Annotated in this window: 14 protein-coding genes and 1 pseudogene; 11 read left to right on the forward strand and 4 right to left on the reverse strand. The window is 70.8% G+C overall.

The features are described 5' to 3' along the window. Nucleotides 1–31: 31 nt before the first annotated feature. The 6 genes and pseudogenes from ACFVGO_RS27775 to ACFVGO_RS27800 all read left to right on the forward strand — a co-directional run. Nucleotides 32–700: a 4'-phosphopantetheinyl transferase gene (locus ACFVGO_RS27775; protein ID WP_380634688.1), complete on the forward strand. Its 669-nt coding sequence runs from the start codon at nt 32–34 to the stop codon at nt 698–700. A 58-nt stretch (nt 701–758) separates the two neighbouring features. Further along, nucleotides 759–2,147, forward strand: a complete 1,389-nt coding sequence (locus ACFVGO_RS27780) for a condensation domain-containing protein (RefSeq protein ID WP_359899046.1) — start codon at nt 759–761, stop codon at nt 2,145–2,147. Nucleotides 2,148–2,183: 36 nt separating this feature from the next. Beyond that, entirely contained in the window at nt 2,184–2,399 is a 216-nt protein-coding gene (locus ACFVGO_RS27785; protein ID WP_359899044.1) for an MbtH family NRPS accessory protein, read from the forward strand. Then, entirely contained in the window at nt 2,396–3,148 is a 753-nt protein-coding gene (locus ACFVGO_RS27790) for a thioesterase II family protein (protein WP_380634691.1), read from the forward strand. Before ACFVGO_RS27785 ends, ACFVGO_RS27790 begins: the two co-directional genes overlap by 4 nt. 55 nt (nt 3,149–3,203) lie before the next feature. Then, on the forward strand, nt 3,204–6,656 hold the full coding sequence (locus tag ACFVGO_RS27795) for an amino acid adenylation domain-containing protein (protein WP_380634693.1): 3,453 nt from the start codon (nt 3,204–3,206) through the stop codon (nt 6,654–6,656). 215 nt (nt 6,657–6,871) lie between these two features. After that, a pseudogene (locus tag ACFVGO_RS27800) lies at nt 6,872–9,541 on the forward strand (amino acid adenylation domain-containing protein); the annotation flags it as partial. A gap of 147 nt (nt 9,542–9,688) precedes the next feature. On the opposite strand, the gene ACFVGO_RS27805 reads toward ACFVGO_RS27800, so the two are convergent. Together ACFVGO_RS27805 and ACFVGO_RS27810 are read right to left on the reverse strand one after the other, a co-directional pair. Then, entirely contained in the window at nt 9,689–10,981 is a 1,293-nt protein-coding gene (locus tag ACFVGO_RS27805; protein WP_380634695.1) for a condensation domain-containing protein, read from the reverse strand. Nucleotides 10,982–11,053: 72 nt separating this feature from the next. After that, nucleotides 11,054–12,250, reverse strand: a complete 1,197-nt coding sequence (locus tag ACFVGO_RS27810) for a MalY/PatB family protein (RefSeq protein ID WP_380634697.1) — start codon at nt 12,248–12,250, stop codon at nt 11,054–11,056. A gap of 581 nt (nt 12,251–12,831) precedes the next feature. Between ACFVGO_RS27810 and ACFVGO_RS27815 the strand changes: the two genes are divergently transcribed. Then, a complete protein-coding gene (locus ACFVGO_RS27815; protein WP_380634699.1) occupies nt 12,832–15,153 on the forward strand; it encodes an amino acid adenylation domain-containing protein in 2,322 nt (773 codons plus the stop codon). 192 nt (nt 15,154–15,345) lie between these two features. Here ACFVGO_RS27815 and ACFVGO_RS27820 read toward each other — a convergent pair whose 3' ends face one another. Further along, nucleotides 15,346–15,585 carry a hypothetical protein gene (locus ACFVGO_RS27820; protein WP_380634701.1) on the reverse strand — a complete coding sequence of 80 codons (240 nt, stop codon included), beginning with the start codon at nt 15,583–15,585 and terminating at the stop codon, nt 15,346–15,348. A gap of 173 nt (nt 15,586–15,758) precedes the next feature. Here ACFVGO_RS27820 and ACFVGO_RS27825 point away from each other — a divergent pair, with 173 nt between their 5' ends. The 4 genes from ACFVGO_RS27825 to ACFVGO_RS27840 all read left to right on the forward strand — a co-directional run bounded on the left by ACFVGO_RS27825 (nt 15,759) and on the right by ACFVGO_RS27840 (nt 23,647). Continuing rightward, nucleotides 15,759–17,726, forward strand: coding sequence for a B12-binding domain-containing radical SAM protein (locus ACFVGO_RS27825; RefSeq protein WP_380634703.1), 1,968 nt, complete (start codon nt 15,759–15,761; stop codon nt 17,724–17,726). Between the two features lie 196 nt (nt 17,727–17,922). Beyond that, nucleotides 17,923–18,129 carry a hypothetical protein gene (locus ACFVGO_RS27830; RefSeq protein ID WP_380634713.1) on the forward strand — a complete coding sequence of 69 codons (207 nt, stop codon included), beginning with the start codon at nt 17,923–17,925 and terminating at the stop codon, nt 18,127–18,129. A gap of 629 nt (nt 18,130–18,758) precedes the next feature. Continuing rightward, entirely contained in the window at nt 18,759–23,027 is a 4,269-nt protein-coding gene (locus ACFVGO_RS27835) for a DnaB-like helicase C-terminal domain-containing protein (protein WP_380634705.1), read from the forward strand. Next, nucleotides 23,027–23,647: a hypothetical protein gene (locus ACFVGO_RS27840; protein WP_380634707.1), complete on the forward strand. Its 621-nt coding sequence runs from the start codon at nt 23,027–23,029 to the stop codon at nt 23,645–23,647. The genes ACFVGO_RS27835 and ACFVGO_RS27840 overlap by 1 nt, the downstream gene beginning before the upstream one ends. A gap of 163 nt (nt 23,648–23,810) precedes the next feature. On the opposite strand, the gene ACFVGO_RS27845 is transcribed toward ACFVGO_RS27840, so the two are convergent. Then, complete coding sequence (locus ACFVGO_RS27845) at nt 23,811–24,116, reverse strand: hypothetical protein (RefSeq protein WP_380634709.1); 306 nt, start codon at nt 24,114–24,116, stop codon at nt 23,811–23,813. Between the last annotated feature and the right edge of the window lie 871 nt (nt 24,117–24,987).

Genomic DNA, 24,987 nt, shown 5'->3' on the forward strand with positions numbered 1-24,987 from the left:
CCGTGATGGCCGAACTCGACGGGGCCGCCTCGTGATCACCCTCCTGCCGCCCGGCGCGGAGGTCGAGGAGGCGTACGGTGATCTGCCCGACGTCCCGCTGCAGCCGGGGGAGGCCGAGGCGGTCGCCCGCTCACCGCTCGCCAGGCGCCGCGAGTTCGCCACCGTCAGGCACTGCGCCCGAACCGCCCTCGGCCGGCTCGGCATCCCCCCGGCCCCGATCCTCCGGGGCACGGCGGGGGCACCGCAGTGGCCGCGCGGCGCGGTCGGCAGCATGACCCACTGCTCGGGCTACCGGGCGGCCGCGGTCGCCCGGGCCGGGGCATTCCGCTCCCTCGGCATCGACGCGGAGGTCCACCAGCCGCTGCCCGACGGCGGCCTGCGCCTGATCACGTCGCAAGCCGAACGGCGCCACCTCGCGGAGCTCCTCCACCGGGACGCGGAGGTGCACTGGGACACGCTGCTCTTCGCCGTCAAGGAGAGCGTCTACAAGGCGTGGTACCCCCTGGGCGGCACCGTGCTCGACTTCGCCGACGCCGAAGTCGCCCTCGACCCGGACAACAGGACCTTCACCGCCCGGCTGCCGGCTTCGCAGGCGACGGCCGACGGGGCCGGCCCGGTCTTCTTCGAGGGGCGCTGGCGGGTGGCGGACGGGCTGGTCCAGGCCGCGAGCGCCGTTCCGGGCCGGCCGCGCACGTCCTGAACCGGTCGCGTCGGTCCGGGTATTCCGTAAACCATTGATGTGAGGATTGGCTGGCCAAGTGGAAGACCCCGACGATTTCGAGGACGACAGGGCCTGGTTCGAACTGTGGAACGGCCAAAGGGGGCTGTGGCTCCAGCATCAGCTGGACGAGGGCCGGGCGGAATCCAACCTTCCGTACTGGCAGCACCTGTACGAGGCGGTGGACATCGTCGCCGTGCGCCGTGCCGCAGCCTTCCTGATGGACCGGCACCAAGCGCTGCGGCTGTCCTTCCGGGACACTCCAGAAGGTCCGCGCCAGCGTGTCCTGCCCGCATTCGACCTGGACGTGCCGCTCGTCGACCTGACCGGCGCCGCCGATCCGACGGCCGAACTGAATCGGCGCGTCCGGGCCGAGAACGCGACCCCCTTCGACGAACTCGCCACCCCGCCGGTACGGCTCAAGGTGTTCAAGCTGGCCGCCGACCACCACTGCCTCTACGTGAACGTGCACCACATCATCACGGACGGCACCAGCATGGGCATCCTCATACGCGAACTGCTGCTCTGCTACCGAGCCTTCGCCGCGGACGGAGAGCCGCAGCTGCCCCCGCTCCCGACGACCTACGACGCCTTCGTGCGGGGCCGGCGGGAGTGGCTGGCGAGCGACCAGAGCAAGGCCATGGAGGCGTACTGGCTCGACCAGCTGGCCGCCCCGCTGCCGCGGCTGCGCATCGGGGACCACGACGCGCCCGCCGATGAGGTGGTGAACGAGACGCTGGAGTTCGACGTCGAGGCCGACACGGCCGCAGGGGTGGCGGCACTGGTCAAGAAGCTGCGCGTCACGCCGCACATCCTGCTGCTCAGCGCCTACGCGGTCGCGTTGCGGGACATCAGCGCCGACGACGACATCGTGGTCTGCGTCCCGTTCTCCGGCCGGGACACCAAGGAGTTGAACGGCATGTTCGGCAGTTTCGTCAACCCGCTCTCCGTCCGGGTGCGGATGTCGGGTGCGGACCCCTTCGAGGAGGTCGTGCGCCGGACCAGGGCCGTGAGCATCGGCGCCTACGCGCACAGCCGCTATCCGTTCACCCTGCTGCTCGAGAAGCTCGATGCGGAATCCCGACCCGGCCGGAACCCGGTCTTCTCCACCTCCTTCCAGTTCGCGGACTTCCTGCCCCCGGCCCGGCAGACCTCGCAGCTCGACCTCTGCCTGTTCGGCAAGCCGGACGGCGACCGGCTCGGTCTGCGGCTCAACTACAACTCCCGACGGCTGGCGAAGTCCGAGGCCGAGGAGGTCCGGTCGGCCTTCCTGGCCGTCCTGCGGACGGTCGTCGAGGACGTGACGGTCTCGCTGGCCGCCCTGGCGGAGCCGCTGGCGCGGGCCCGGCGGGCGGCACGGACCGTACCCGCCGGCCGCCGTCGGCTGGGGGCCCTGCGAGCCTCCCGGCCCGGGACGCCGAACGCCTGAGCCGGTATCGCGCCATCTCACCGAAAGGAAGGGCCCATGGACGGACAGCGTGACGACGACGGCTACGTCGTGGTGACCAACTCCGAGGAGCAGTACTCCATCTGGCCGCAGGGCCGCGAGCTGCCCGCCGGCTGGCGGGAGACGGGCGAGCGGGGCTCGAAGGAGGCCTGCCTCGCGCACATCGACGAGGTGTGGACGGACATGCGTCCGCTGACCCTGCGCCGGGAGATGGCGGGCGGGACCGGCCGATGAGGGTGACGGTCAGGCCGCTCGCCGAGCGGCCGCAGGCGGCCACGCGGCTGTTCTGCTTCCCCTACGCCGGCGGCGGTGCCTCGGTGTTCCGCGACTGGGCCGCCGCCCTGCCCGCCGACATCGAGCCGTGGTCGGTACAACTTCCGGGCAGAGAAGACCAGTTGGGCACCCCGCTGTTCGACCGGATGGGCGCGGTGCTCAACGTCCTGGTGCCCTCGGTCATCCAGCACCTGGACCGTCCGTTCGCATTCTTCGGGCACAGCATGGGCGCCCTGGTGGCCTGGAACCTCACCCGCACCCTGCAGCGGATGGAGATCGGCTCACCCACCCGGCTGTTCGTCTCGGGGTGCGTACCGCCCCAAGCCCGGGAGGAGACCGCGCACCACGCCGGTCCGGAGAAGGAGCTGATCGGGAAACTGCGCTCCTGGTCCGCGACACCGGAAGCGGTTCTGGCGGACCCGGAACTGATGCGCCTGATGCTCCCGGTGATCCGGGCCGACCTCGCGGTGGTCGAGACCTACCGGTTCACCGACGGGCCGCTGCTGACCTGCCCGGTCACGGCGTTCGGCGGGACCGAGGACGATCCCGCGGGCACTGCGGCGATGCCGCGCTGGGGCGAACTCACAGCCGGCGGCTTCGACCTGCGGATGTTCCCCGGCGGCCACTTCTTCCTGCACTCCGCCCGTCCGGCCGTGCTCGCCGAGATCGCCGGGCGGCTCGCCGCCGTGCCCCGGCAGCACGGTCACTGACCCGAAGCCCTTCGAAACAACCAACCTCTCGATCGACGGATTTAGGTGGAACGACATGTCGCAGCGGTCCGTGATGGACGTCGTCTCGGATGTGTGGACGGCAGTCCTGCACACCGAGATATCCGGTCCCGACGCCAACTTCTTCGCGCTGGGCGGAAATTCACTGCAAGGCGCCAGAGCGATCAGCCGGCTGCGCGAGGAGCTGGGCATCCGGATTCCGCTCAGCGTGCTCTTCGACGCACAGACCCTCGTCGAGCTGACCGCGGCCATCGAGGCGATGCGGGAGACGGAGCCCGGGGCGGAACAGACCATCGAGCCCTTCGACGGGCGCTCGGGCGAGGTCTTCCACGCGCCCACCTCGTTCACCCAGCAGCGGCTGTGGGTCGACGAGCACATCCAGGGTCCGAGCTCCCGCTACAACATCCCGATGGCGCACGAGCTCGTGGGCCCGCTCGACATCACGGCCCTGGGGCAGGCCGTCCAGACGCTGGTCGACCGGCACGAGGTCTTCCGCACCACCATCGAGGCGGTCGACGGCATCCCCGAGCAGGTGATCCGGGCCAAGGCCGAATTGCCGCTGACCGTGGTCGACCTCCGGGACGAGCCGGAGGAGAAGCAGGAGCAGGTTCTGGCCGCTCTGCTCCTCGACTCCGCCCAGCGGCCGTTCGACGTGGAGCGGGGGCCGCTGCTCCGGGTCGAGCTGTACCGGCTGGACGAGGACTGGCACGTCCTGCTCATCAACCTGCACCACATCATCACCGACGTGTACTCCTTCGAACTCGCCGTGGCCGAGCTGCTGGAGCTCTACGCCGCCGCCGCCGACGGCGGGATCCCGGCGGCCGCGAAGCCGCCGGTGCAGTACGCCGACTACGCCGCCTGGCAGCGGCGCACGGTCACCGGGACCACGCTCGAACGCCAACTGGACTACTGGAAGGACCGACTGCGCGGCCCGCTCCCCGTGCTGGACCTTCCGACCGACCTGCCGCCCCGGGAGACCGGCACGAGCCAGGGGGCGTCGGTGGACATCGAGCTGCCCCGAGCGGTGTCGCGCAGGATCCGCGAGCTGTCCAGGGAGCACAACGCCACCCCGTTCATGACCATGTTCACGCTGCTCAACGTGCTGCTCAGCCGGTACAGCGGCCAGACGGACATCGTGGTCGGCATCCCCAGCGCCAACCGTGATCTGCCGGAGCTCGATTCCATGCTCGGGTGCTTCCTCAACACCCTCGCCGTGCGCAGCGACCTGTCCGGCGACCCGACGCTGGCCGAGCTGCTCGGCCGGGTCCGGGGCAGGATCCTGGAGGCCTTCGCCCACCAGGACGTCCCCTACGAGCGGGTGGTCAACGCGGTCTCGACCGACCGTTCCTCCCGGCAGGGGCCGTTCCGGGTCATGCTGGCGTACCAGCACGCGGTCCCGGCGCCGGAGCTGGCCGGGATCACCGTCGACGACGTCGAGTTGGGCCTGAACCTGAAGGCGGTCAAGTTCGACCTGGTGTTCCGGGTCGTCGAGACCGAATTCACCTACCGCCTCGCGGTCGACTACAACACCGACCTGTTCGTCGAGGACAAGGCCTGGCGCATCCTCGACCACCTGGCCGTGCTCGCGGCCGACGCGGTGGCCGCTCCCGCCAAGCGCCTCTCCGGGCTCACCATCCTTCCCGAGGAGGAGCGCCGTCAGCTCGAGAAGTGGTCCACCGCCGACTGCGGTCCCTACCCCACGGACCTCTTCCTGCACCGGCTGTTCGAGGCCCAGGCGCTCAGCACCCCGGACGCGGACGCGGTGGAGAGCGGCGACGAGCGGGTCAGCTACCACGAACTCGACCGCAGGGCATCCCGGTTGGCCGACGAGTTGACGGCGCGCGGCATCGGCACCGACGACCTGGTCGGCCTGTGCGCGGACCCGTCGGTGGACCTCATCGTCGGCATCCTCGGCATCCTGAAGTCCGGTGCCGCCTACGTGCCGATCGATCCGCTCGCCCCCGTCGACCGGATGTCGTACGTCGTCGCGGACAGCGGGATGACGATCCTCGTCACCACCCCGGAACTGCGCGACCAGCTGCCGATGGCCGTCCTGGAGAGCGTGGACGTGGTGAGCACCGCCCAGGACGGCGCGCAGGACCAGGCGCGGGACGGCGCCCCGGGTTCCGCGCTGCACCCCTCGCAGCTGGTGTACCTGATGTACACGTCCGGGACCACCGGCCGGCCCAAGGGCGTCGGCCTGCCGCACACCGCGATCACCCCGTGGATCCAGTGGGCCCAGGACATCCGTCCGATCGGGCCCGGCACCCGGGTGGTGCACAACCTCTCCTACCACTTCGACTGGTCCGTCGAGCAGATGTTCCACGCACTGACCGCAGGCGCCTGCCTGGTCATGCTGCCCCGTGAGGTCAAGGCCGACGGCCGGGCCACCGCCCGTTTCATCAACGAGCAGTCGATCCACATGCTGTACCTGACGCCGACCCAGATGCGCGGCATCACCGACGCCGGCCTCGACATGCCGACGCTGCGGCACGTGTCCATGGGCGGAGAGAACCTGGACGCCGACCTGGTGGCGCGGACCCGTGCGGTCGTCCCCGCCGGGTGCGAGATCTGGAACGAGTACGGGCCGACGGAGACCGCGGGCGCCGCCCTGGTCGGCCGGATGGGCGACGAGCCGCTGGAACGCAGCTCCATGCCGCTGGGGGAGTTGATCGCCAACGCCTCCTGCGCGGTGGTCGACCGCTGGGGGAACCTGCAGCCCATCGGCGTGCCCGGCGAGCTCTGGATCGGTGGTGACGGCGTCGCCCGCGGCTACCGCAACCAGCCCGCCCTGACCGCCGACCGGTTCGCCCCGGACCCGGCCCGGCCCGACCGACGCCTCTACCGCACGGGTGACCTGGTGCGCCGCCTGCCCAATGGGGAGATGGAGTTCCTGGGCCGGGTCGACAATCAGGTCAAGATCCGCGGCGTGCGGGTCGAGCTGGAGGAGATCGAATCGGTGCTGCGCGGTCACCCGGAGGTGGCGAACGCCGTGATGGTCCTGGAGCCCGACCAGCGGCTGGTCGCCCACGTGGTCAGGACACCGGGCAGCGGGCTCGACGAGGCCGCGCTCCGTGCCCACCTCGCCCCGAAACTGCCCATCGTCATGCAGCCCGCCGTGTTCATGTGGCTCGACGCCATGCCGCTCTCCCCGACCGGCAAGGTGGACCGCCAGCGGCTGCCCCGACCCGAGCCGATCCCCGTGCTTGCGACGGCCGTGACGCCGCCGAGCACGGAGACGGAGCGCACCGTCGCAGCGGCCTGGGCGGAGGTGCTCGGGTTCGCCGAGGTGGACGTGCGGGCCAACTTCTTCGAGGCCGGCGGGGACTCGTTCTCCCTGCTGGCGGTCGTCAGCCGACTGCGGGCCGAGCTCGAGCTGGACATCCCGGTGCGCGCCCTGGTCGACGCGCCGACCGTCGAGACGCTGGCCGCGCACATCGAGGCACTGCGCCGGGCGGCCTTCCATCCGTCCGCGGCGCCCCTTCCGTAGCCGACCTCAGGAGAGGACGATCCGCGTGAGTGGACCCCCCGAGAACAGGACCGCCCTGGCGAGCCGTGGCGGTCGCGGAACGGCGAGAGCCGAGTCCCCGGCAAGCCGTACGCCCCTGCGGGTCCGCCGCGGGGCGACGAATCCTTCTCCGCCTCGTCGGTGCCTGTCCCGGTCCGGCGGTCAGTTCGACAACGATGGGAAGTGACGTCATGAGCGACACCGCGGCTCACGACATGGCGGCAGAGACCCTGCCCGATCTGTTCGCGGCCCAGGCGGCCCGTACCCCTGACGCCGTCGCGCTCGTCGGCGGCGATGCATCTCTCACGTACGCCGAGCTGGACGCCAGGGCCGGCCGACTGGCGCGGTTGCTCATGGCCAAGGGGGCGGGGCCCGAAACCGTCGTGGCGGTCGCGGTGCCGCGATCCGTGGAACTGGTGGTCGCCCTCCACGCGGTGCACAGGGCCGGGGCCGCCTACCTTCCGGTCGATCCGCAGCTGCCCGCCGAGCGGGTACGGGAGATGACCGAGGACGCACGCCCCGTGCTGATGCTCGACAGCGAGGACGTCCGGCGGATGTCGGAGGAGGGCGCGCCCGAGGCGGACGGGACCGGTTGGCCCTCGCCGCACCCGTCGAGCACCGCCTACGTCATCTTCACCTCGGGATCCACCGGCCGGCCCAAGGGGGTGGCCGTGTCCCACGAGGCCATCGTCAACCGCCTGCGCTGGATGCAGGCGGAGTATCCGCTGGGCCACGACGACCGCGTCCTGCAGAAGACCCCCGCCGGATTCGACGTCTCCGTGTGGGAGTTCTTCTGGCCGCTGTGCGTCGGTGCGCGCCTCGTCCTGGCCGGGCCGGACGAGCACCGGGATCCCGCCCGGATCGCCGAGCTGATCCGGGCGGAGCGGATCACGACCGTGCATTTCGTCCCGTCCATGCTGCGTCACTTCCTCGAAGGGCCGACGACGGCCCGATGCGATTCGCTGCGCCGGGTGTTCGCGAGCGGCGAGGCGCTCTCGGCCGATCTGCGGTCACGGTTCTTCCGCCTCCTGGACGCCGAACTGCACAACCTCTACGGGCCCACCGAGGCCGCGGTGGATGTGTCCCACTGGCGCTGCGGCCCCGGCGACCCACCCGGCCCGGTGCCGATCGGCGCCCCGGTGCGCAACACCCGGCTGTACGTTCTGGACGAGCAGCTGAACCAGGCCGCGCCCGGTGCGGCCGGCGAGCTCTACATCTCGGGCGTCCAGCTGGCCCGGGGGTACGTCAACCGGCCGGGGCTGACAGCAGAGCGCTTCGTCCCCGATCCCTACGGCCCCGAAGGCAGCCGGATGTACCGGACCGGGGATCTCGCCCGGCGGGACCCCGACGGGGTCCTGCACTACCTGGGCCGCAACGACCACCAGGTCAAGGTGGGAGGCGTGCGCATCGAACTCGGCGAGATCGAAGCGACGTTGGCCCGGCACGCCGCGGTCGCCGACGCGGTGGTGGCCGCGAGGCCCGACGAGGCCGGCGAGGCGCGGCTGACCGCCTACCTCGTACCCGACCCCGACGAGGCCGCCGCGCTGCGGAACCTGTGCCGCCTCGAAGAAGCCGGGCTCCTCGACCGGAAGGACCTGCAGACCCTGCCGAACGGCATGGCCGTCGTCGCGTCCAACCGGTCGGAGGCGGACTTCCTGTACCGCGAGATCTTCGAAGAGGGCGAGTACCTGCGGCACGGGATCACGCTGCCCGACACCGGGGCCTGCGTCTTCGACGTGGGCGCGCACATCGGGTTCTTCTCGCTCGCGGTGGCCCGCTCCCGTCCCGGCAGCGTGGTCCATGCGTTCGAGCCGATTCCGCAGCTGTTCCGCATGCTCGAACTCAACACCCGGCTGCACGGAGTCGACGCCAGGCTGTTCCCGTGCGGCCTCGCCGAAGAGGCGGGTACGGCGTCGTTCACCTACTATCCGCAACTTTCGATAATGTCGGGGCGATTCGGGGACATCGGCGAGGAGCGCGGTGTCCTGGAGGCCTTCGTCCGCAACGAGCAGCCGATGCAGGAAGCCCTTCCGCACAGCGGTGCGGCGGATCTCGACAGTCTGCTCACGGAGCGGCTGCAGCACACCGACGTGACCTGCGAACTGCGCACGCTGTCGGACGTCATCGACGAGACCGGTGTGGAACGGATCGACCTGCTCAAGATCGATGCGGAGAAGAGCGAACGCGCGGTGCTTCTGGGGCTCCGTGAGGAGCACTGGAACCTGGTCCGCCAGCTGGTGATCGAGGCGCACAACGCCCCGGGCCGGATCGACTGGATCCGGGGCCAACTGGAGGAGCGGGGGTACCGGGTCACCGTCGACGGGCTGGCGATGCTCTCGGAGACCGGTCTGGTCACCCTCTACGCGGTCCGCGGCGGGCAGCCGGCCTCCGGTGGCGGGGAGAGTGCCGCACCGGCGTACCGCGGGTCGGATTGGTCGTCCCCGGACCTGTATGTCGAGGACGTGCGGCGAGAAGCGCAGCTCCGGCTCCCGCCGCACATGGTTCCGGACCACTTCGTGATCGTCGACGCGCTTCCCCTGACGGCCAACGGCAAGCTCGACCGGGCGGCACTGCCTGCGCCCCGGCGCCGGCCGACCGGGAGAGCGGCCGCTCCGCGCGACACGACCGAGGTGCTGCTCCGCTCCCTGTTCGCCGACGTGCTCGCCGCACCCGACATGGGGATCCACGACGACTTCTTCCGCCTGGGCGGCAACTCGTTCGATGCGATCCGCCTGGTGGCCCGGATCCGTGAGGCGCTGGGTATCGGAGTGACCGTCCCGAGCCTGTTCAAGGCCCCGACAGTGGCCGCCTTCGCCGAACTGCTGGCCGATGGATCCGACGGAGCCCCGCTCTCGCCCGACGCATGACCCTTCCGCGCGTCGATCGTTGAACCGCCCCTCCCGTCCGGGCACCCGGATGGGAGCGGCAGCCAGCACGGCGGACCCCTGAAAGCTGTCAGGGACGGTGGACCCCGGCTCCCGCACCGGCGTACGGCAGCCACGTCGACGTGGTGGTCATGCGGGAGCTTCCGAGGAGAAGGAGTGCGGCGTGGCCGACGGGGCGATTTCGGAGAGTCGGCTGTCGAAGGCGCGCAGCAGATCAGGGAGCCGCTGCGGCCAGGAACCGGTCAGCGGAGCCTGGACGACGCATTTCAGGGTCCCGTCGGGCAGTTCGCACACCTGGAGCTGAACCTCGGCGACCGCGCCGACCGGCGGCACCGGAACGGCGTGCATCCTTACCGGACCGGCCGAATGCTCGACGCGCTGCCAGTTCTCGAAGGCGAACAGCACCTGGTAGACGGGCATCCGACCACCGGGGACCGTCTGCACGGCCCGGACGATCTCGTAGCGGGGCAGCGCGGAGCCCAGGACACTCTCCCGCACGGCGGCCCAGACCCGCTCGACCACCCCGGGTGCGGACAGCTCGGGCATCCGCACCGGCAGGATGTCGATCAGGCAGCCGAGTTCGTCCTCCTGCCCGGCCGAGCGGGTGGCCACCGGTGTGCCGACGCAGAAGTCGGAGCCGCCGGTGATCTCGGCCAGAGCCCGGCCGTACGCGGCCAGCAGCACCGCGAACGGTGAGCAGGCGCTGCGCCTGGCCCGGTCGCGCACCGCCTGCCAGGTGCTGGGCGGGTAGGTGGTTCGGAGCTCGGCCGACCCACCTGCGGCGAGCTCGTGCTGGTTCGGCGCCGGGCTGCCGTCCGGGGTGGGCAGGTCGGCCGCTCCGGTCAGCACGGTGCGCCAGTGCGTGGTGAGTTCGGCGTGTTGCGCCGGCGTGAGTTCTGCGGCCTCCACTCGTTCCAGCACGGGCAGATCGGTCGAGACGCCGTCGACGGCCCGTGCGTAGGCGCGCGCCAGATCGGCGGCGAACACCTCCTGGGAGAGGCCGTCGAAAGCGATGTGATGGACCGCCAGGAAGACGGTGGCGCCCCGTGCGTCCGGGGCGACCGCGGCCCTGTAGACGCGGCCCGCGGCGAGATCGAAGGTGTCGGCGTTCAGCAGGGTGGCAGCGGCCTCCTCGAAGCCGGTGCCGGACCCGAGGCGCAGCAGCGGCTCCGCGACCGGCTCCGCGAGGACCTTGCGGACCACCTGCTCGTGCTCGAAGACGAAGGCGGTGCGCAGCGCCTCCTGGCGGCGCGCCACGGCCGACAGCGCCGCGTCGAGGGCGGGCAGATCGAGGGGGCCGTCGACGCGGACCTGGGCGAGGATCCAGCCGGCGGGGCTCGCCGGGTCGATCTGCTCACCGAGCCAGAACTGCATTTCCAGAGCGGAGGCCGGCTGGACCCGCACCGTCGTGTGGTCAGTCACAGGAAAGCTCCTTGTCCGCGCCTGCGGGGTTGTTGGTGCCGATCGGAACGTCCGTGTCGCGCAGCTCGCGTTTCAAGCACGTCCGCACCGTCGCAGCGCGGCGCTCATGCGGTCCAGGGTCTCTTCCAGGACCTGCGGGGACGTGCCGAAGTTGAGCCGTACGAATCCGTCGCCGCCGGCTCCGAAGGCCGGACCGGAGAAGAGCAGCACCTTGGCCTCGTCGCGGAAGAAGGGCATGGGGTCCGGACCGATCCCCAGCTGCCGGCAGTCGAGCCAGGCAAGGAAGGTGGCCTCCGGAGTCCGACACCGGATCCGCTCCGGGAGCCGCTCGGCCAGCAGCCGACGGTTCCGGTCCAAGATGGCCAGCACGTCGTCCAGCCAGGCATCGCCCGAGGTCCAGGCGGCCTTCAGTGCCTCGACCGCGAGCACTCCCACTTGGCCGAAAAGCAGCCCGCGCCGGGCGTCGACGGCATCCCGTACGGCCCGCGGTCCTATGTGCGCCAGCGCGCAGCGGATCCCGGCGAGGTTGAACGCCTTGCTCCCCGAGGTGAGGGTGACGGTGCGGGCGGCGATTTCCGGGCTGAGCGAGGCGAAGGGGATGTGCCGGTGCGGGGCATGGGTCAGATCCGCGTGCACCTCGTCGGAGATCACCAACAGGTCGAACCTGAGCACGAGTTCCGCGAGCGACTCCAGCTCGTCACGGCGGAACACCCGGCCGGTGGGGTTGTGGGGGTTGACGAGGAAGAGCACACGGCAGCGCCCCGAGCCCTCGTCCGCCGCGGTCCGCTCCATGAGCGCGGGATCGAAATCCCACCCGCCCTCGCCCTCCTGGAGCGGAACGGTCAGCGCCCTGCGGCCGATCCTCTCGATGACATCGACGAACGGCGGGCAGGCGGGGGTGTGCAGAAGTACCGCATCGCCGGGGTCGGTGGCGACCTGGAGCGTCGCGAGCATCGCCTGGTTGATGTCCGTGAACAGCCGGACGTGCGTGGGATCGGGCCTGTGGCCGTACCGGTGCCGCGTCCGCTCGGCGAACACCTCGCCGAGCGGGCCGCCGCGGCTCTCGTCGAACCACGGGGGGTAGCCGAGATCGCCGTCGGCGCGGCGCAGCAGGGCCTGGCGTATCGCGGGTGCGGTCGGAAAGTCCATGTCCGCGACCCAGGAGGCCAGCATGCCGTCGCCCGCGGTGGCCCACTTCTCCCCGTCCCGCTGTGACAGGCGGCTCAGTTCGAGGGAGTCGAGAGCAGTTGACGAAGTGTCGGCCTTCATAGTCCTGTTCCGTGTTGGTTCGATGGCACAGCGTTGTGCGGACCAATGCCGGTGCGGTGCCGCACGACGGAGAGGAGGCCGGTACGGAAAGCCCGCGACAGGAAACCGATCGCCCGGCAGACCTCCTGCGGGCCCCCGGCCCTCCAGTCGCATCCCCATAACCCTGTTGGGCTACACGGGAGTTCCCCGAGCACGTCATGGTTGCCCTACGGGGGGGAGCACACAAGGTTATGCGCCAGCCTTCGACCGCGAACGTGTGACGTCGGCCACATTGCGGCGTTCGCGACCCGCCGATACTGTCGCCAGCAGCGCCTTCCTCGGCCCGGATCAGACGCTGAGGCTGGTCGCTCGCAAAGCTTGGAGCTTCCTGGCCCGGCAGTCGGTGCGCCCATGCGCCCATCCGATATTCACAGTCGAATTACATCTGCGATGTCGAGAATCTGTGACAGGAGACAGGATTGTCCTCCCATGCCGCCCAAATCCCTGCGGACCGGCCGCGTGGCGTCGACGCACCCCGTTGCACGGGGGTAGTACGCCGAGAAATTCCCGGTCTTTACGCCGGCGCCGTCAGGGATGTGGCGGTGTCCTGTGCGACCGCCCCGGAGAGTGTGCTGATCGCCGGCTTCGCCGCGCTGCTGTACCGGTATTCCGGCCAGAACCAGGTCGAGTTCCACGTGCACCGCGAAGGAGGTGAGGACTCGCTGCTCCGCTTCTCCGTCACCGGGGAGAGCACGCTCCGCGGACTGACCGGTGCGGCCGGTACCGGGGCGGCCCCCGGGAAGGAGCCCGCCCGCATCGGCGTTCGTTTCGGTGCGGATCGGGCCGGCGAGGGCGATCAGCCGTACGAGGTCGAGCTCGTGCTGCCCGCGGCCGGGGCGGCGTCCCGGTCGGCCGCTCTCCACTTCGACGGGCGACTCTTCGAAACGGCGACCGGCGACCAACTGCTTGCCCACTTCCAGAACCTGCTCGAGGACGGCGCGAACCGGCCGGACCGGGCGCTGGCGGATCTCGTGCTTCTCACCGGGCCCGAGGCGCACCGGATCCTCGTGGAATGGAACGACACCGCTGTCCGGCTGCCCCGCGAGGAAAGCTGTCTGCACGAGGCGTTCGAGGAGCGGGCCGCGCGGTCCCCCGAGGCCGTCGCCGTGATCCAAGGAGCGACCCGGCTGACGTTCCAGGAGATCAACGTCGCGGCCAACCGGCTGGCACACCATCTGAGGGACCTGGGCGTCGGCCCCGACGACCGCGTCGGCCTCTACCTCGAGCACTCGCCCGATCTGCTGATCGCGATGCTCGGGGTGCTCAAGGCCGGCGGGGCCTATGTGCCGCTCGACCCCGGCTATCCGCAGGCCAGGGTGTCCACCATGATCACCGGTGCTTCCTGCGTGGCTCTGATCAGCCACAGCAAGCTCGCTGCCGCTCTGACCGGGGAGGACTCCGTACGGCAGGAACTCCTGGTGCTACTGGACCGCGAGACCGCCGCCCTGTCCGCTCGGCCCGATCACGATCCGAAGGCCCAGGCCGGGTCGGACAACCTCTGCTACGTGATCCACACGTCCGGTTCCACCGGAAAGCCGAAGCCGATCGCGCTGCGCCACCGGGGCGTGACGAACAACATCGAGGATCTCAACTCCCGCTTCGCCGTGGGCATCGGCGACAGTGTCCTCGGCCTGTCATCCCCGAGTTTCGACATGTCGGTCTACGAATTCCTCGGGATGACGGCGGCAGGCGGCACTCTCGTCCTTCCCGCGCCCGACCGGGCCAAGGATCCGGCGCACTGGGCCGAACTGGCGGCGGAGCACGGCGTCACGGTGTGGAACACCGCACCGGCGCTGCTGGAACTGGTACTCGATCATGTCGAGCGCGGCGGGGGTGGCGGACCCTCACCGGTGAACGCACTGCGGCTGATCATGGTCGCCGGAGACTGGATCCCGCTGAAGCTGCCCGGACGCGCCCGCGGAGCCGCGCCCGATGCCAGGTTCATCTCCCTCGGTGGGGCCACCGAGGCCTCGATCTATTCGACGATATTCGAGGTCGAGGCCACCGAACCCACCTGGAGGAGCATTCCCTACGGGCGCCCGATGGCCAATCAGCGCACCTACATCCTGGACGAGTCGCTTCAACCCGTTCCGCCGGGTGTGACAGGCGAGTTGTACCTCGCCGGCGTCGGCCTCGCGCTCGGCTACCTGGACCGGCCCGCCCTCACCGCCGAGCGATTCATCGAGTGGACGTACGGCCCAGTGGCCGACGAGCGGCTGTATCGCACCGGCGACTTGGCGAGGTTCGGTGCCGACGGACTGATCGAACTGATCGGCCGGACCGACCTTCAGGTGAAGATCCGCGGGCTGCGGGTGGAGCTGACCGAGATCGAGTCCGTGCTCCGCGACCATCCTCAGGTCAAGGAAGCGGCGGTGACCGCGCAGACCGATGCCGCCGGCGTCCCGGTCCTGGTCGGATACGCCGTGCCGCGCGACGGCGAGGTCCTGGACCCGGAGGACGTCCGCAGGACCCTCGCGGCCAGCCTCCCGGCTCACATGGTTCCCGGCACTGTGCTCGTGCTGCCGGCCATGCCGTTGAGCCCCAACGGGAAGCTGGACCGCAAGTCGCTTCCCACGGCCCCCTCACCGCACGAGGAGCGCCGTGGCGCCACCGTGCCCGTGGGTGCCGAGCCCAACGGTCCGTGGGAGAAGCGGATCGCCGCGGCATGGCGGGACGTTCTGGGCATCGATGCGATCCGGCGTGACGACGACTTCTTCGCCCTGGGCGGCGACTCGATGAAGGCCATGCGCAGCATGGCGCAGGTGCCCGAGCTGACGTTGGTGGCCCTGCACCGCCATCCGACGCTGGAGAGCCTGGCCGCGTACCTTCAGGCCACGGCCGCTCTGCCCGGTGCGGGGAACTGACCGAGCAGGAACCGCAGCACACAGACGGTGGCCGGCCGGGCGGGCCGGATGCCCGGGCGTCCGTCGCGCGGGTACCGGCCCGCGAGGTCCTCGTCGCACCACAGCCCGTCCCGCCGGTCTCCCACCCACGTCGCCGTCGTACCGCCCGGGTTGCCCGCCCGCGCGATCTGCGCGGTCGGAGACGGGAATTGCTCATTCGCCGAGCTGCCGGGTGATTTCTTCGATGCGGGCCCGGAACTGCCTGGTTCGGTCGGCCGGTTCGCGTTCGCGGAAACCCCGGTCGAAACCCTTGGCCGGCGCGTGCACGTGAATGACCGAGGAGTGATGCGGACGTGAAATTGAAGACACGGCCCAGTAAGGTCGAGTAAGATCGCGGGTGAGTTCGAGGTCGTGCCGGGTGGGCCCTCGATTGAAGAGCTGATGGATCGCCACAAGAAATATGCGGCCAGGCTTTGAGAATGTCCCGATCTGTGACGGATTGGGATGTGTGTTTTTCGGGAAAGCAGAAGGACGGGAATGTCCATCGATGGCCCGCCGGAGTAATTGCGTCATCGATGTCCGTGTTCGGGGATAATATCCTGGAAGAACCAGAATCCGGAGGACCGATGGCCACGCACGCTATTCAGAAGACGCATTCGGGGCGCGGCGGAATTCAGATGCACCGCCAGGGGGAAGTGTCCGATCTGGACGCGTTTCGGGAACGGCGTCTGACGCGCAGGCGCCGGCTGTTGGATGACCTGGCGAGTGCGAGAACGGACACCCGCTATTTCCCTGTGCTGTCGGTACTGGCGCCCGTCATGACCCAATCCGAGGGTGAGATCACCTATCCGGGCGACCCGATGTGTCTCTACACAGCGCTGAGCGCCGCCGTGCACCGTGCCGTGGCGGACGCCGGCCCGCTGGAGGACGCCGTGCACTACAGCGACCTCGCGCCCGAGTGGACCCGGTTCCCGTCCAAGGAGTACCGGCTCTCCGCCAGTGACGACGGATACCGGGCCTACGGCACGTCACCCAACACCGACCAGACGGTGTTCGACCCCCGGGTCTGGGACGACGCGGCGCGCACGAGATGGCTGCGGCTGCTGCGCGAGGTCCAGCCCAGGGTCGTGCTCATCAGCGCCGTGTCACCCGCGCACCGCTACGCGCTCGAAATCGCGAGGTTGGTCAAGCGCGAGGTCCCGGACGCCTTCGTCATACTCGGAGGCCGTCATGTGGACGAGACCGTCACCTGCACCCCCGACGGCCAGTCCCTCGTGTGCGAACCCAGCAGCACGGTGACAGTCATTCAGGAGGGCAAGGCTCCCGGAGTGGTCGACGCCGTCGTCGGCGGCGAGGCCTACTTCGCCGTGGACCTGCTCATGCGGGCCATCGCCCTTGCCACCGATCTCGACCGGCGTTGGGTGGACCGTGACCAGGTCCTGCCGTGCCTGCAGGGGCTGCTCGCCGAAGAGGGGCCCGTGTCCGGCTCGTCGGTCGTCGTCCTGGCGGCGGGGGAGACCTTCGACGCCGTTCCGCTCCGTGGCCGAACGATCGACCTCGCGTCCTTACCCTCGCCGTACGAGGCATTCGCGATCCGGTCCCGATTCCCCATCTTCACCCGCCCCGGGACGGGGGAGGTGATGCGCACCGCGCACTTCATGGTATCCAACGCCTGTCCGTACCGATGTAATTTCTGCTCCGAGTCGTCGCAACTCGGCACTGGGCTCAAGCGGTTCAAGGACGATGCGATAGGCGCGGCGGCGGAGCGGGTCTGCGAATACGTCAGCTACGGCGCCGAGTCGCTCTTCTTCGACGACTCCGTCTTCTGGAGCGGCCGGTACCGGGACATCGAGAACTTCTGCGACGAGCTCAGCCGGATCCGCCGGGACGAGAGCGGTTCACTCGAACCGCGTTACCGCAGATTCGTTCGCGAGGAAGACGATGTCCAGCGGCTGCGCGACCTCCAGTGGGGTGCTCAGCTGACCGTCGACACCCTCGTTGCGCTGCATTCGGCTGAAGAGTCGTCAAAAATCCTGGGAAAGATGAAGGATGCCGGATGCAGCTACATCTACATCGGCATCGAGAGCATGTCGACACAAGTCATGAACAACATTCACAAGAATATCCGCCGGGACGAACGGAAACCCTGGAGGGAAAAGGTCAGGGAAGCTGCGGCCCTCGTCAAGGAGCAGGACCTGCAGCTGGGAACCTCCGTTCTTTTCGGCCTCGACGGTGAGACGCGGGACAGCATCGACGAGACCATCCACGAAGTGGGCCGCCTCATCGACGACAAGCTGATCGATCTGGCCAGCCCGAACATACTCACCTACCACCCCGCGACACCGGTCACGCGCCAGCACGGCATGCAGGACCAACTCGACTACCACTCCCCGCGCATCGACAACCGGAAGCCCTACATTTATTTCGAGGAAGCCTTCCCCGGTGTCGTCTCCGTCCTCCTCACCGAGGACGACATCTGGCACATTCACAGGGAGACCGAGAAACGCTGGGGCGGGGCCCGCAATGATGCTGCCGCAGTTCCTGTCCAGGAAGAGCAGTCCGACAGCCCCCGGCACGTCCACGCCGGACCATGACGACACCTGAAGGCGCCCAGAGCTCCGGCCACGGCTGCAAGGGCTGAGCCGCCGGACGGCCTACGGGACTTGCCCACCCGGAGCCCCGTGACGACTCGATCGCTACTGCAGGACAACGCCGGCGAGGTCGTCCGCGGGATCGACGCGAGTCGAGCCGGCGGAAGGGGACGCGACCAAGATCTGGGCCGGGGCGGATATCGGCAAAACGCACCCCCATGTCGTCGTGATCAACGAGGAGGGCGCGCGGCTGCTGTCCCGCCGGACCGAGAACGACGAGACTGAACTGCCGGCTCTGATCGGCGATGTGCTGTTATCGGGGGTGCGCTCTAACCATCTGAGCCACCGGCCTGTTGACCAAGATCATACGTACATACCGCAGCTGCTGCCTGTTCCGGCCGGGTGACCGGGGGAAGCGGTCTCTCCGTCCCGTCCCGTCCCGACGGCCCGGCTCGCGCCGCGCCCGCCGTCGCTCCGGGCCCGTGCGGTCTCTCCACCTTCGCCGGGCCTGCGCAGGGCCCGCCGCCGCCCCCCGGCTGCGGTGCAGCCCCGGTCGCCCCGTCCCGGCCGCATCCGTCGGTCGGGACGGCCCTGTCCCGCCCGCCCCGTCCGCCGTCGCCGGGCCGCCGTGCGCCGTCCGCCCGGGGTTGTTCCCGGGCCGTCCTCCGCGAACCCGCCTGTCCGGGCGGGGGTATCCGCGCCTCGGCGGCGCGGCTTCACTCATTCTCGTTACAACAATCCGCCCCGGTGTGTACCGGTGTGGCTAGACTGACGGCCAGCGTTACACCTTGCGTGTGGGTGCGGGTGGCCTGTGGTCCGGGCCGTGCCGCGCCCTGCCCGGGACTGGGGCGGCCTCCTGCCGTCCGCCGGTCGGCACCGCCGCCCGTCGGCGGTGGCGCCCGCCCGCTCCGGGCCCGTGCGCCTTCGGCCCCCGGGCCGTTGCCGGTCGTTCCTGTCTGTCTGCTGTGTGCCCTTCTGTGTCTGGAGTGCCTGGTGTCCTCTTCTCGTTCGGGTTCCTCCCGCGCCGCTGCCGGTGTGGCACGCGGTGCGGACGAGGTCCCGCCGGTGGCGGTCAAGGGCCCGGCCGGTGCGGACCCGCTCGTCCCGGCCGCAGGGGACGCCGGCGCTGCGCCGGGTCCGGCCCGCTCCGGCAGCGCCCCACGCTGGGCCGGTTCCTCGCGGCGGTCCGGCCGTCCCGCCGCCGCACCCGCCGCACCGGCCGTCTCCACCCCGGAGCCGGAGCCGGGAGCGGCCGGATACCTGAACCTCCCCGGCCCGGAAGACTCGCTGTGGGCCTCGGTCCCGCTTCAGCTGCGCCAGAACCTGGCCATGCCCGCGTACCAGCTGGTGAACCCGGCGCGCGGTCACCTGGCCACCCCGGCGGGCCGCAAACTGAAGTCCGCGCTCGGGGCCGCCGTCCGGGGCAAGATCACCGGGACGCACTGGCTCGCGCTGCTCACCGCTCCTCGTACCGCGTTCGGCGGTCCGGCCAGCGCCCGCGCCGAGCAGGCGTACAAGGCCCTGGAGCAGCTGGTGACCGACTTCCTGCGGCCCGCGCTGGGCACCGTCGCCGGGGCCGAGTTCGCCGCCGGGGTGGAACTGGCCGCGCCCGCGCCCGCCGCCCCGGAGACCGACGCCACCGCCGTCCCGGCCCCGGCCGCCGCCGTGCCCGGCCCGGCCCCGGAAGCCGTCACGCTCCCCGCCCCCGCCGGGCCGCCCCGGGACAGCGCCGCCCCGGCCCAGCCCGGCCCGGCGGCCGGAACCCCGGCACCGGCACCGGTGCCGGTCGGCGACCTGGCCGAGCTCCTGCGCGTCACCACCCAGACGCCCGGGACGATCCTGGCAGTCACCAGCGCGCACACGACCACCGCGCAGACCGCTCTCGCCCAGGCCCAGGACCTCGAGCCCGCTCACCTGCCGACCGTGCAGGTGAGCGGCCATGACCGCTCGTCCCTGATCCGCGCCCTCTACACCCGGCTCGGCCTCGGCCAGCGCCGCCGACTCCCCGGACTCGACGAAGCCGAAGACCTGATCACCGCCGAGCTGCAGCACACCCCCCGCCTGGTCATCACCACCGCCACCCTCGGGCTGAGCCCCTCCGCGCTCCAGCTGCTGCACCGCCTGTGGGAGCCGAAGCCGTTCCCGCTGGTGCTCGTCGGCGACAGCACCCTCGACGGCCTCCTCAAGCGCCACGACCTCGCGGAACTCCACCCCCACATCACCCACCACCGCGTCCAGGAGCCCGCCGCCACCCCCGCGCCCGCGGCAGACCCGGACCTGGCCTCCGACACCGCCCCCGCCGCCTCCGACACCGCCCCCGCCGCCTCCGACACCGCCCCCGCCGCCTCCGACACCGCCCCCGCCGCCTCCGGCGACGACCTCGCCGCGCCCCACCCCGCACCGGTCGTCCCGACCCCAGCCCTCGACCCGCCGCCGTCCGGCCCGCTCCCGCCGGCCCCCGACCTGGTCCTGGCCCCGAGCCCGCAGACACTGCACCAGGCCCGCAGCACCCTCCCGCAGATGATCCGCGCCGCCGGCGAGGGCACCTCCACCCCACTTGCCCGCGGCACCCACCACGCCCTGCTCACCGCCCCCACCACCGCCACCGCCCTGGGCTGGGACCTGACCACCGCCACCGCGCACGGCACCGCCGACGCCCGCAAGAAGCTCGGCGACCTCATCGCCCTGGCCGCCGCCGGCACCCCCCAGGTCCTGCGCCGCCACGTCACCCCCCTCGCCGTGCTGCTCCCCGCCGCCCCCGACGGCACCCCGCTCCCGCCCGCCACCCACCCCGACCAGCCCACCCCCGGTACACCCGGCGTGGCAGCAACGACCGCACCCAGCAACAGAGTTGTAACGCCCACCCCGGGCGCCGTCCCCGCCGCAGCCGCGCCACCCGCTCCGGACCACAGCAGCGAAGCCGAGCCGGACGACACCCTGTTCTCCACCCCGGCCGCTCCCGCCGGCCAGCCGGCCCCGGCCCCGGCCCCGGCCCCCGCCACGGCCGAGCCCGACCAGTCGGCCCCCGCCGATACCGAGCCGGCCACCTCGAGCGCGCCCGCGCCGGCCGCCGGCGAACCCGCCCTGCAGGACCCCACGGCCGCGGCCCCGTCGGCCGGCCATCCGGCCACCACACCCCCCACGCCCCCTACGCCCACCACACCCCCCGCAGCGCCCGCCACTCCGCGGCCCCCACGCCGCCTCGCACCGCTCGCCGACGCCCTCACCACCGTCCTCACCCCCCAGGCCCCGGACCACGACACCAACACCCCGGCCGGCCCGCGCGCCCTGTCCACCGGCATCCGCACCCTCGACGACGCCCTCGGCGGCCTCCAGCCCGGCCGCTTCTACCTCGCCGCCGCCGCCCCCGGCACCGGCGCAAGTCTCCTCGCCACCACCACCGCCCGAACCACCGCCCTCGACCACCACCTCCCCGTCCTCTACGCCGCCTCCGGCCTCACCCACGCCGACGTCGCCGCCCGGATCGTCGCCGCCCACCTGCCCGTCGACTACCGCCGCCTGCGCACCGGCCGCCTCACCCCCACCGAACAAGCCGACGCCACCACCCTCCACACCGAACTCGCCGCCGCCCGCCTCTACATCGACGACGGCACCGACCTCACCCCCGAAGCCATCGCCGAGACCGCCGCCGACCTCGCCCACACCACCACCACCCAGCCCGCTCAGCCCGGCCTGGCCCTGGTCGTCGTCGACCGCCTCCAGGCCCTCGACGACCCCCGCCTCCCGCTCTCCGGCCCCCGCCTCACCGACGCCGCCCAGGCCCTGGCCCACCTCGCCCGCACCCACCACGTCCCAGTCCTGGCCATCCTCGACACCGACCACCCCGACCTGATCACCACCCTCGGCCTCGACACCACCCTCACCCTCCACCCCCACCCCGACGCCCCCACCACCCAACTCCTCATCACCATCGCCGAACGCGACCTCGGCACCCAAGCCACCCTCACCCTCACCGCCGACCGCACCCACGCCCGCCTCACCGACCCCACCCCCCACGACCCCTACACCCACCCCCGCCCGGCGCCGGAGGCGCCCACAACCCCCCCCACCCAAGCGCCGGAGGCGCCCACACAGGCCTCCGCCCGGCCCACCATCGCCGTCCCCGGCCACCCCGCCCAGGACACCGCCGCTGCGCCCCAGCCCGATCCCGACCCCGACCCCGACCCCGAGGTCACCCCGGGCACCGCCGCCGCCCTGGACGCCCTGACGCCCGACCAGCCCCCCGCCCACCCGCTGCGCCCGACCCGGGACCGCGCGGCGCGTACGGCCGCGCCCCGGCCCGCCCGCCCCGGCGGCGGGGACTACGCGGGCCGGGACTACAGCCACTTCCTCAACATGATCAACTCGGCCGTCGAGCAGACCCTCCAGGAGCACAGCGGCGACACCGAAGCCGCGATCACCGCGCTGGAGCTGAAAGCAATTCCGAACGGAATGGCCCTCTTCGAGGCAACCCGAGTCGGCGGAAATTACGAGCACACCGTCTACCCGGAACGCCTCGAATTCCTCAGCAAGAAATCCCGCGACGGAGCCGACGACATCTGGGAGGGCCGCCACAAGTGGGAGAACGGCCCACTCATGGACCAGCTCAAGGCCGGCACCCACCAGGACATCGACGTCGACGTCCTGGACACCAACGCCGCTTTCTGCAGCTCCCTGAAGACCTGGCTGCCCATCGGCGCCCTGCAGCACCAGCCGGACGGCGGCTTCAACCCCAAGCGCTCCGGCATCTACCTCCTGCCCAAGCGCCCCACCTGGGAACACCCGCACCTGCCCGACCCGATCGGCAACCGCCGCGAGCCCGGCCCGGTCCTCCTGGACGACGCCACCATCCGTCTCCTGATCCGCTGCCACAAGCTCGGCCTCGCCGAGGCCCCGCACATCACCCAGGCGTGGACCTCCGGCGCCTCCGAAAACATCGCGGAGAAGTTCCGCCGCGTCCTCACCACCGCCCGCGAAAAGGCCATCCTCGACGGCGACGACGTCACCGAGAAATACGTCAAGGCGATTTACTCAAAGTTCGTCTCCACCATCGGTGAATCCACCTACAACCGAGATCTTCGCCGACCCGACTGGATGCATATCATTCGCAGCCAGGCATTCGCCAACCTCTGGTACAAGGCACACCGCGCCCACGAACACGGCCTCACCATCGTCCGCCTCCGCGGCACCGACGAACTCCACATTACCGGCGACACCGCATGGCGCACGGTATTCACCGAAGGCCGCCTCACCACCCAACTGAAGCTCAAGAAGCAGTACACCCTTTACGCGAAGGCCACCTAATGTCGACCGACGGCTGGAAGAACTTCGGCAAATACGGCGCCGACCTCGACCCCGAAAATCGCCACGGGAAAATCGTCCTCGCCCGCGCCCTCGAAGACGCCCTGGAACGGATGATCGTCGAAGGCGGCATCAAGTCCCCCGTCACCACCCGCCGCGGCCTCACCGCCCGGATGCGCTACCTCACCACGACCCAAGGCGGCGCCCAGGCCATGGCCGACGCCGGCATCACCGCCGTCCCCAAGACCATCAGCGCCTGGACCAAGGGCACCCAGAACCCCCTCCCCGCCAACCTCGACGCCATCGACACTGCCTACTGGAACCTCCGGGCCGCCAACATCCTCAACAACCCCGGCGCGTTCAAGCAGCACCTCAACAACCAGGGCAAGGGCACCAAGGTCGAGATCCACCCCATCAACCAGGATGTCGTCGACGAACCGCGCCGCCGCGACAACCTGCGCATCCGCACCCTGCGGGTCCGCTACGTCTGGGACGACGCCGTCGACGCGATGATCGCCGGCGACGTCGGCAAGCTCGAGGAGATCTGGGACGACATCATCGCCGACCTCGACTCCGACTGGGGCGCCTACACCTACGTCCGCCACATCGGCCTCGGCGCCTGACCACCCCCACCAGCCGCGCGCCCGCCCCACCGGGCACAGCAGCGCGTACATCCCCGCCCCCGCAACCGCGCCTCCGCGATCTCCCAGGGACCGGTGATACCGCCGGCCAGGGCGAAGAAGACAGCGTGACGGCGCGCGGTGCGACGCCAGGCGCGCGAGCTGTTCAGGCCGCCCTCGCGTAGAAGCAGACGCCGGCCCGGCCGGTCACCGTGAGGACGTCGTCGGCCACGTCCAGGACAGCCGACCAGCCGACCGTCGGCCCCGCCCAGCCCTCCAAGTCGTCGAACCGCGCCCACCCGCCGGACGCCAGCCCGGCCAGGCGCGGACCCGGCCCGCGGCCGCCGGCCGACGCGAACGTCTCGACCCGGTGCGAGGCCGCGAAGACCACCTGCGCCCGCCGCGCGTCGACGGCCCACGCCTGCATGCCCAACGGCCGCAACGGCCCGCTGCCGACGTCGACGGCGCACATCGTCCGCCGTCCACCGGCGCCGCCTCGTCGCTCACACCAGGCCAACGAGCCGGCCCCCGGAGGCAACCCGCCAGCGGCCGGCCCCGCCCCGCTGCGCACCACCGGGCCCCGGACCGGAGCTCCACCACCTTGGCCAAGCCGCCCGCCAACCGGCACCGCAGCCACACGCCCGAACGCCCGGCCTCCCGGAGGACTTCCCGGTACAATTCTCGAAGCGCCGCAGCATGAATCCCCGGTACAACCCGGAGGGGAGACGGGGCATCAGGCGGGATTCCCTGACCGTGAAATTCTGATACAGGCTCAGGCTGATAGAGTCCGGTACAACTTCCCTGCCCCACAGCGGGAAATCCGTCGGATATGAAGGGCAATCAGCCCGATGCGGTTGACCGCCAATCAGGCGCGTTACAGAAAATGCCACCACTGCCTTGCACAAGCCTCGATTTGGTCGCTATAATTGCCTGACTGGTTCAGACCATTTGACGAGGGTTATAGCTGACTCAGAGTCACAGACTCCCCGGCCAATAACTTGTAACGAGACAGGGACCGTGACATACCGGAGCCCGGTACACAACAGGGCAGGCGCCCGGAGGGCGTCCACCGAAGGAGCCGGCCGAGCCCGGGAGTGAGCCCGGCCGGAGCAAGCAGAGCCCGAGAGCACAGAAGAAAAGCCTAGGTCAGAGCCCTAAAGGGCCGAGTCCATGAGGGGAGAGGCCACCCAAAGGCTCGAACACGGTACAAGGGCCGGCCCCGAAGAGACGCCGCCGATGGGGCGAGAGTTGTACCGACCCGCCCTCCTAGCTTGCCAAGAGCCACGGAGTGGCGTTACATCATTCCGTCACGACAGTGACGGCGCGTCATGTGTCCGGAGGAC

The sequence above is a fragment of the Kitasatospora sp. NPDC057738 genome, assembly GCF_042798815.1.
Taxonomy (GTDB): domain Bacteria; phylum Actinomycetota; class Actinomycetes; order Streptomycetales; family Streptomycetaceae; genus Kitasatospora; species Kitasatospora lactacystinica.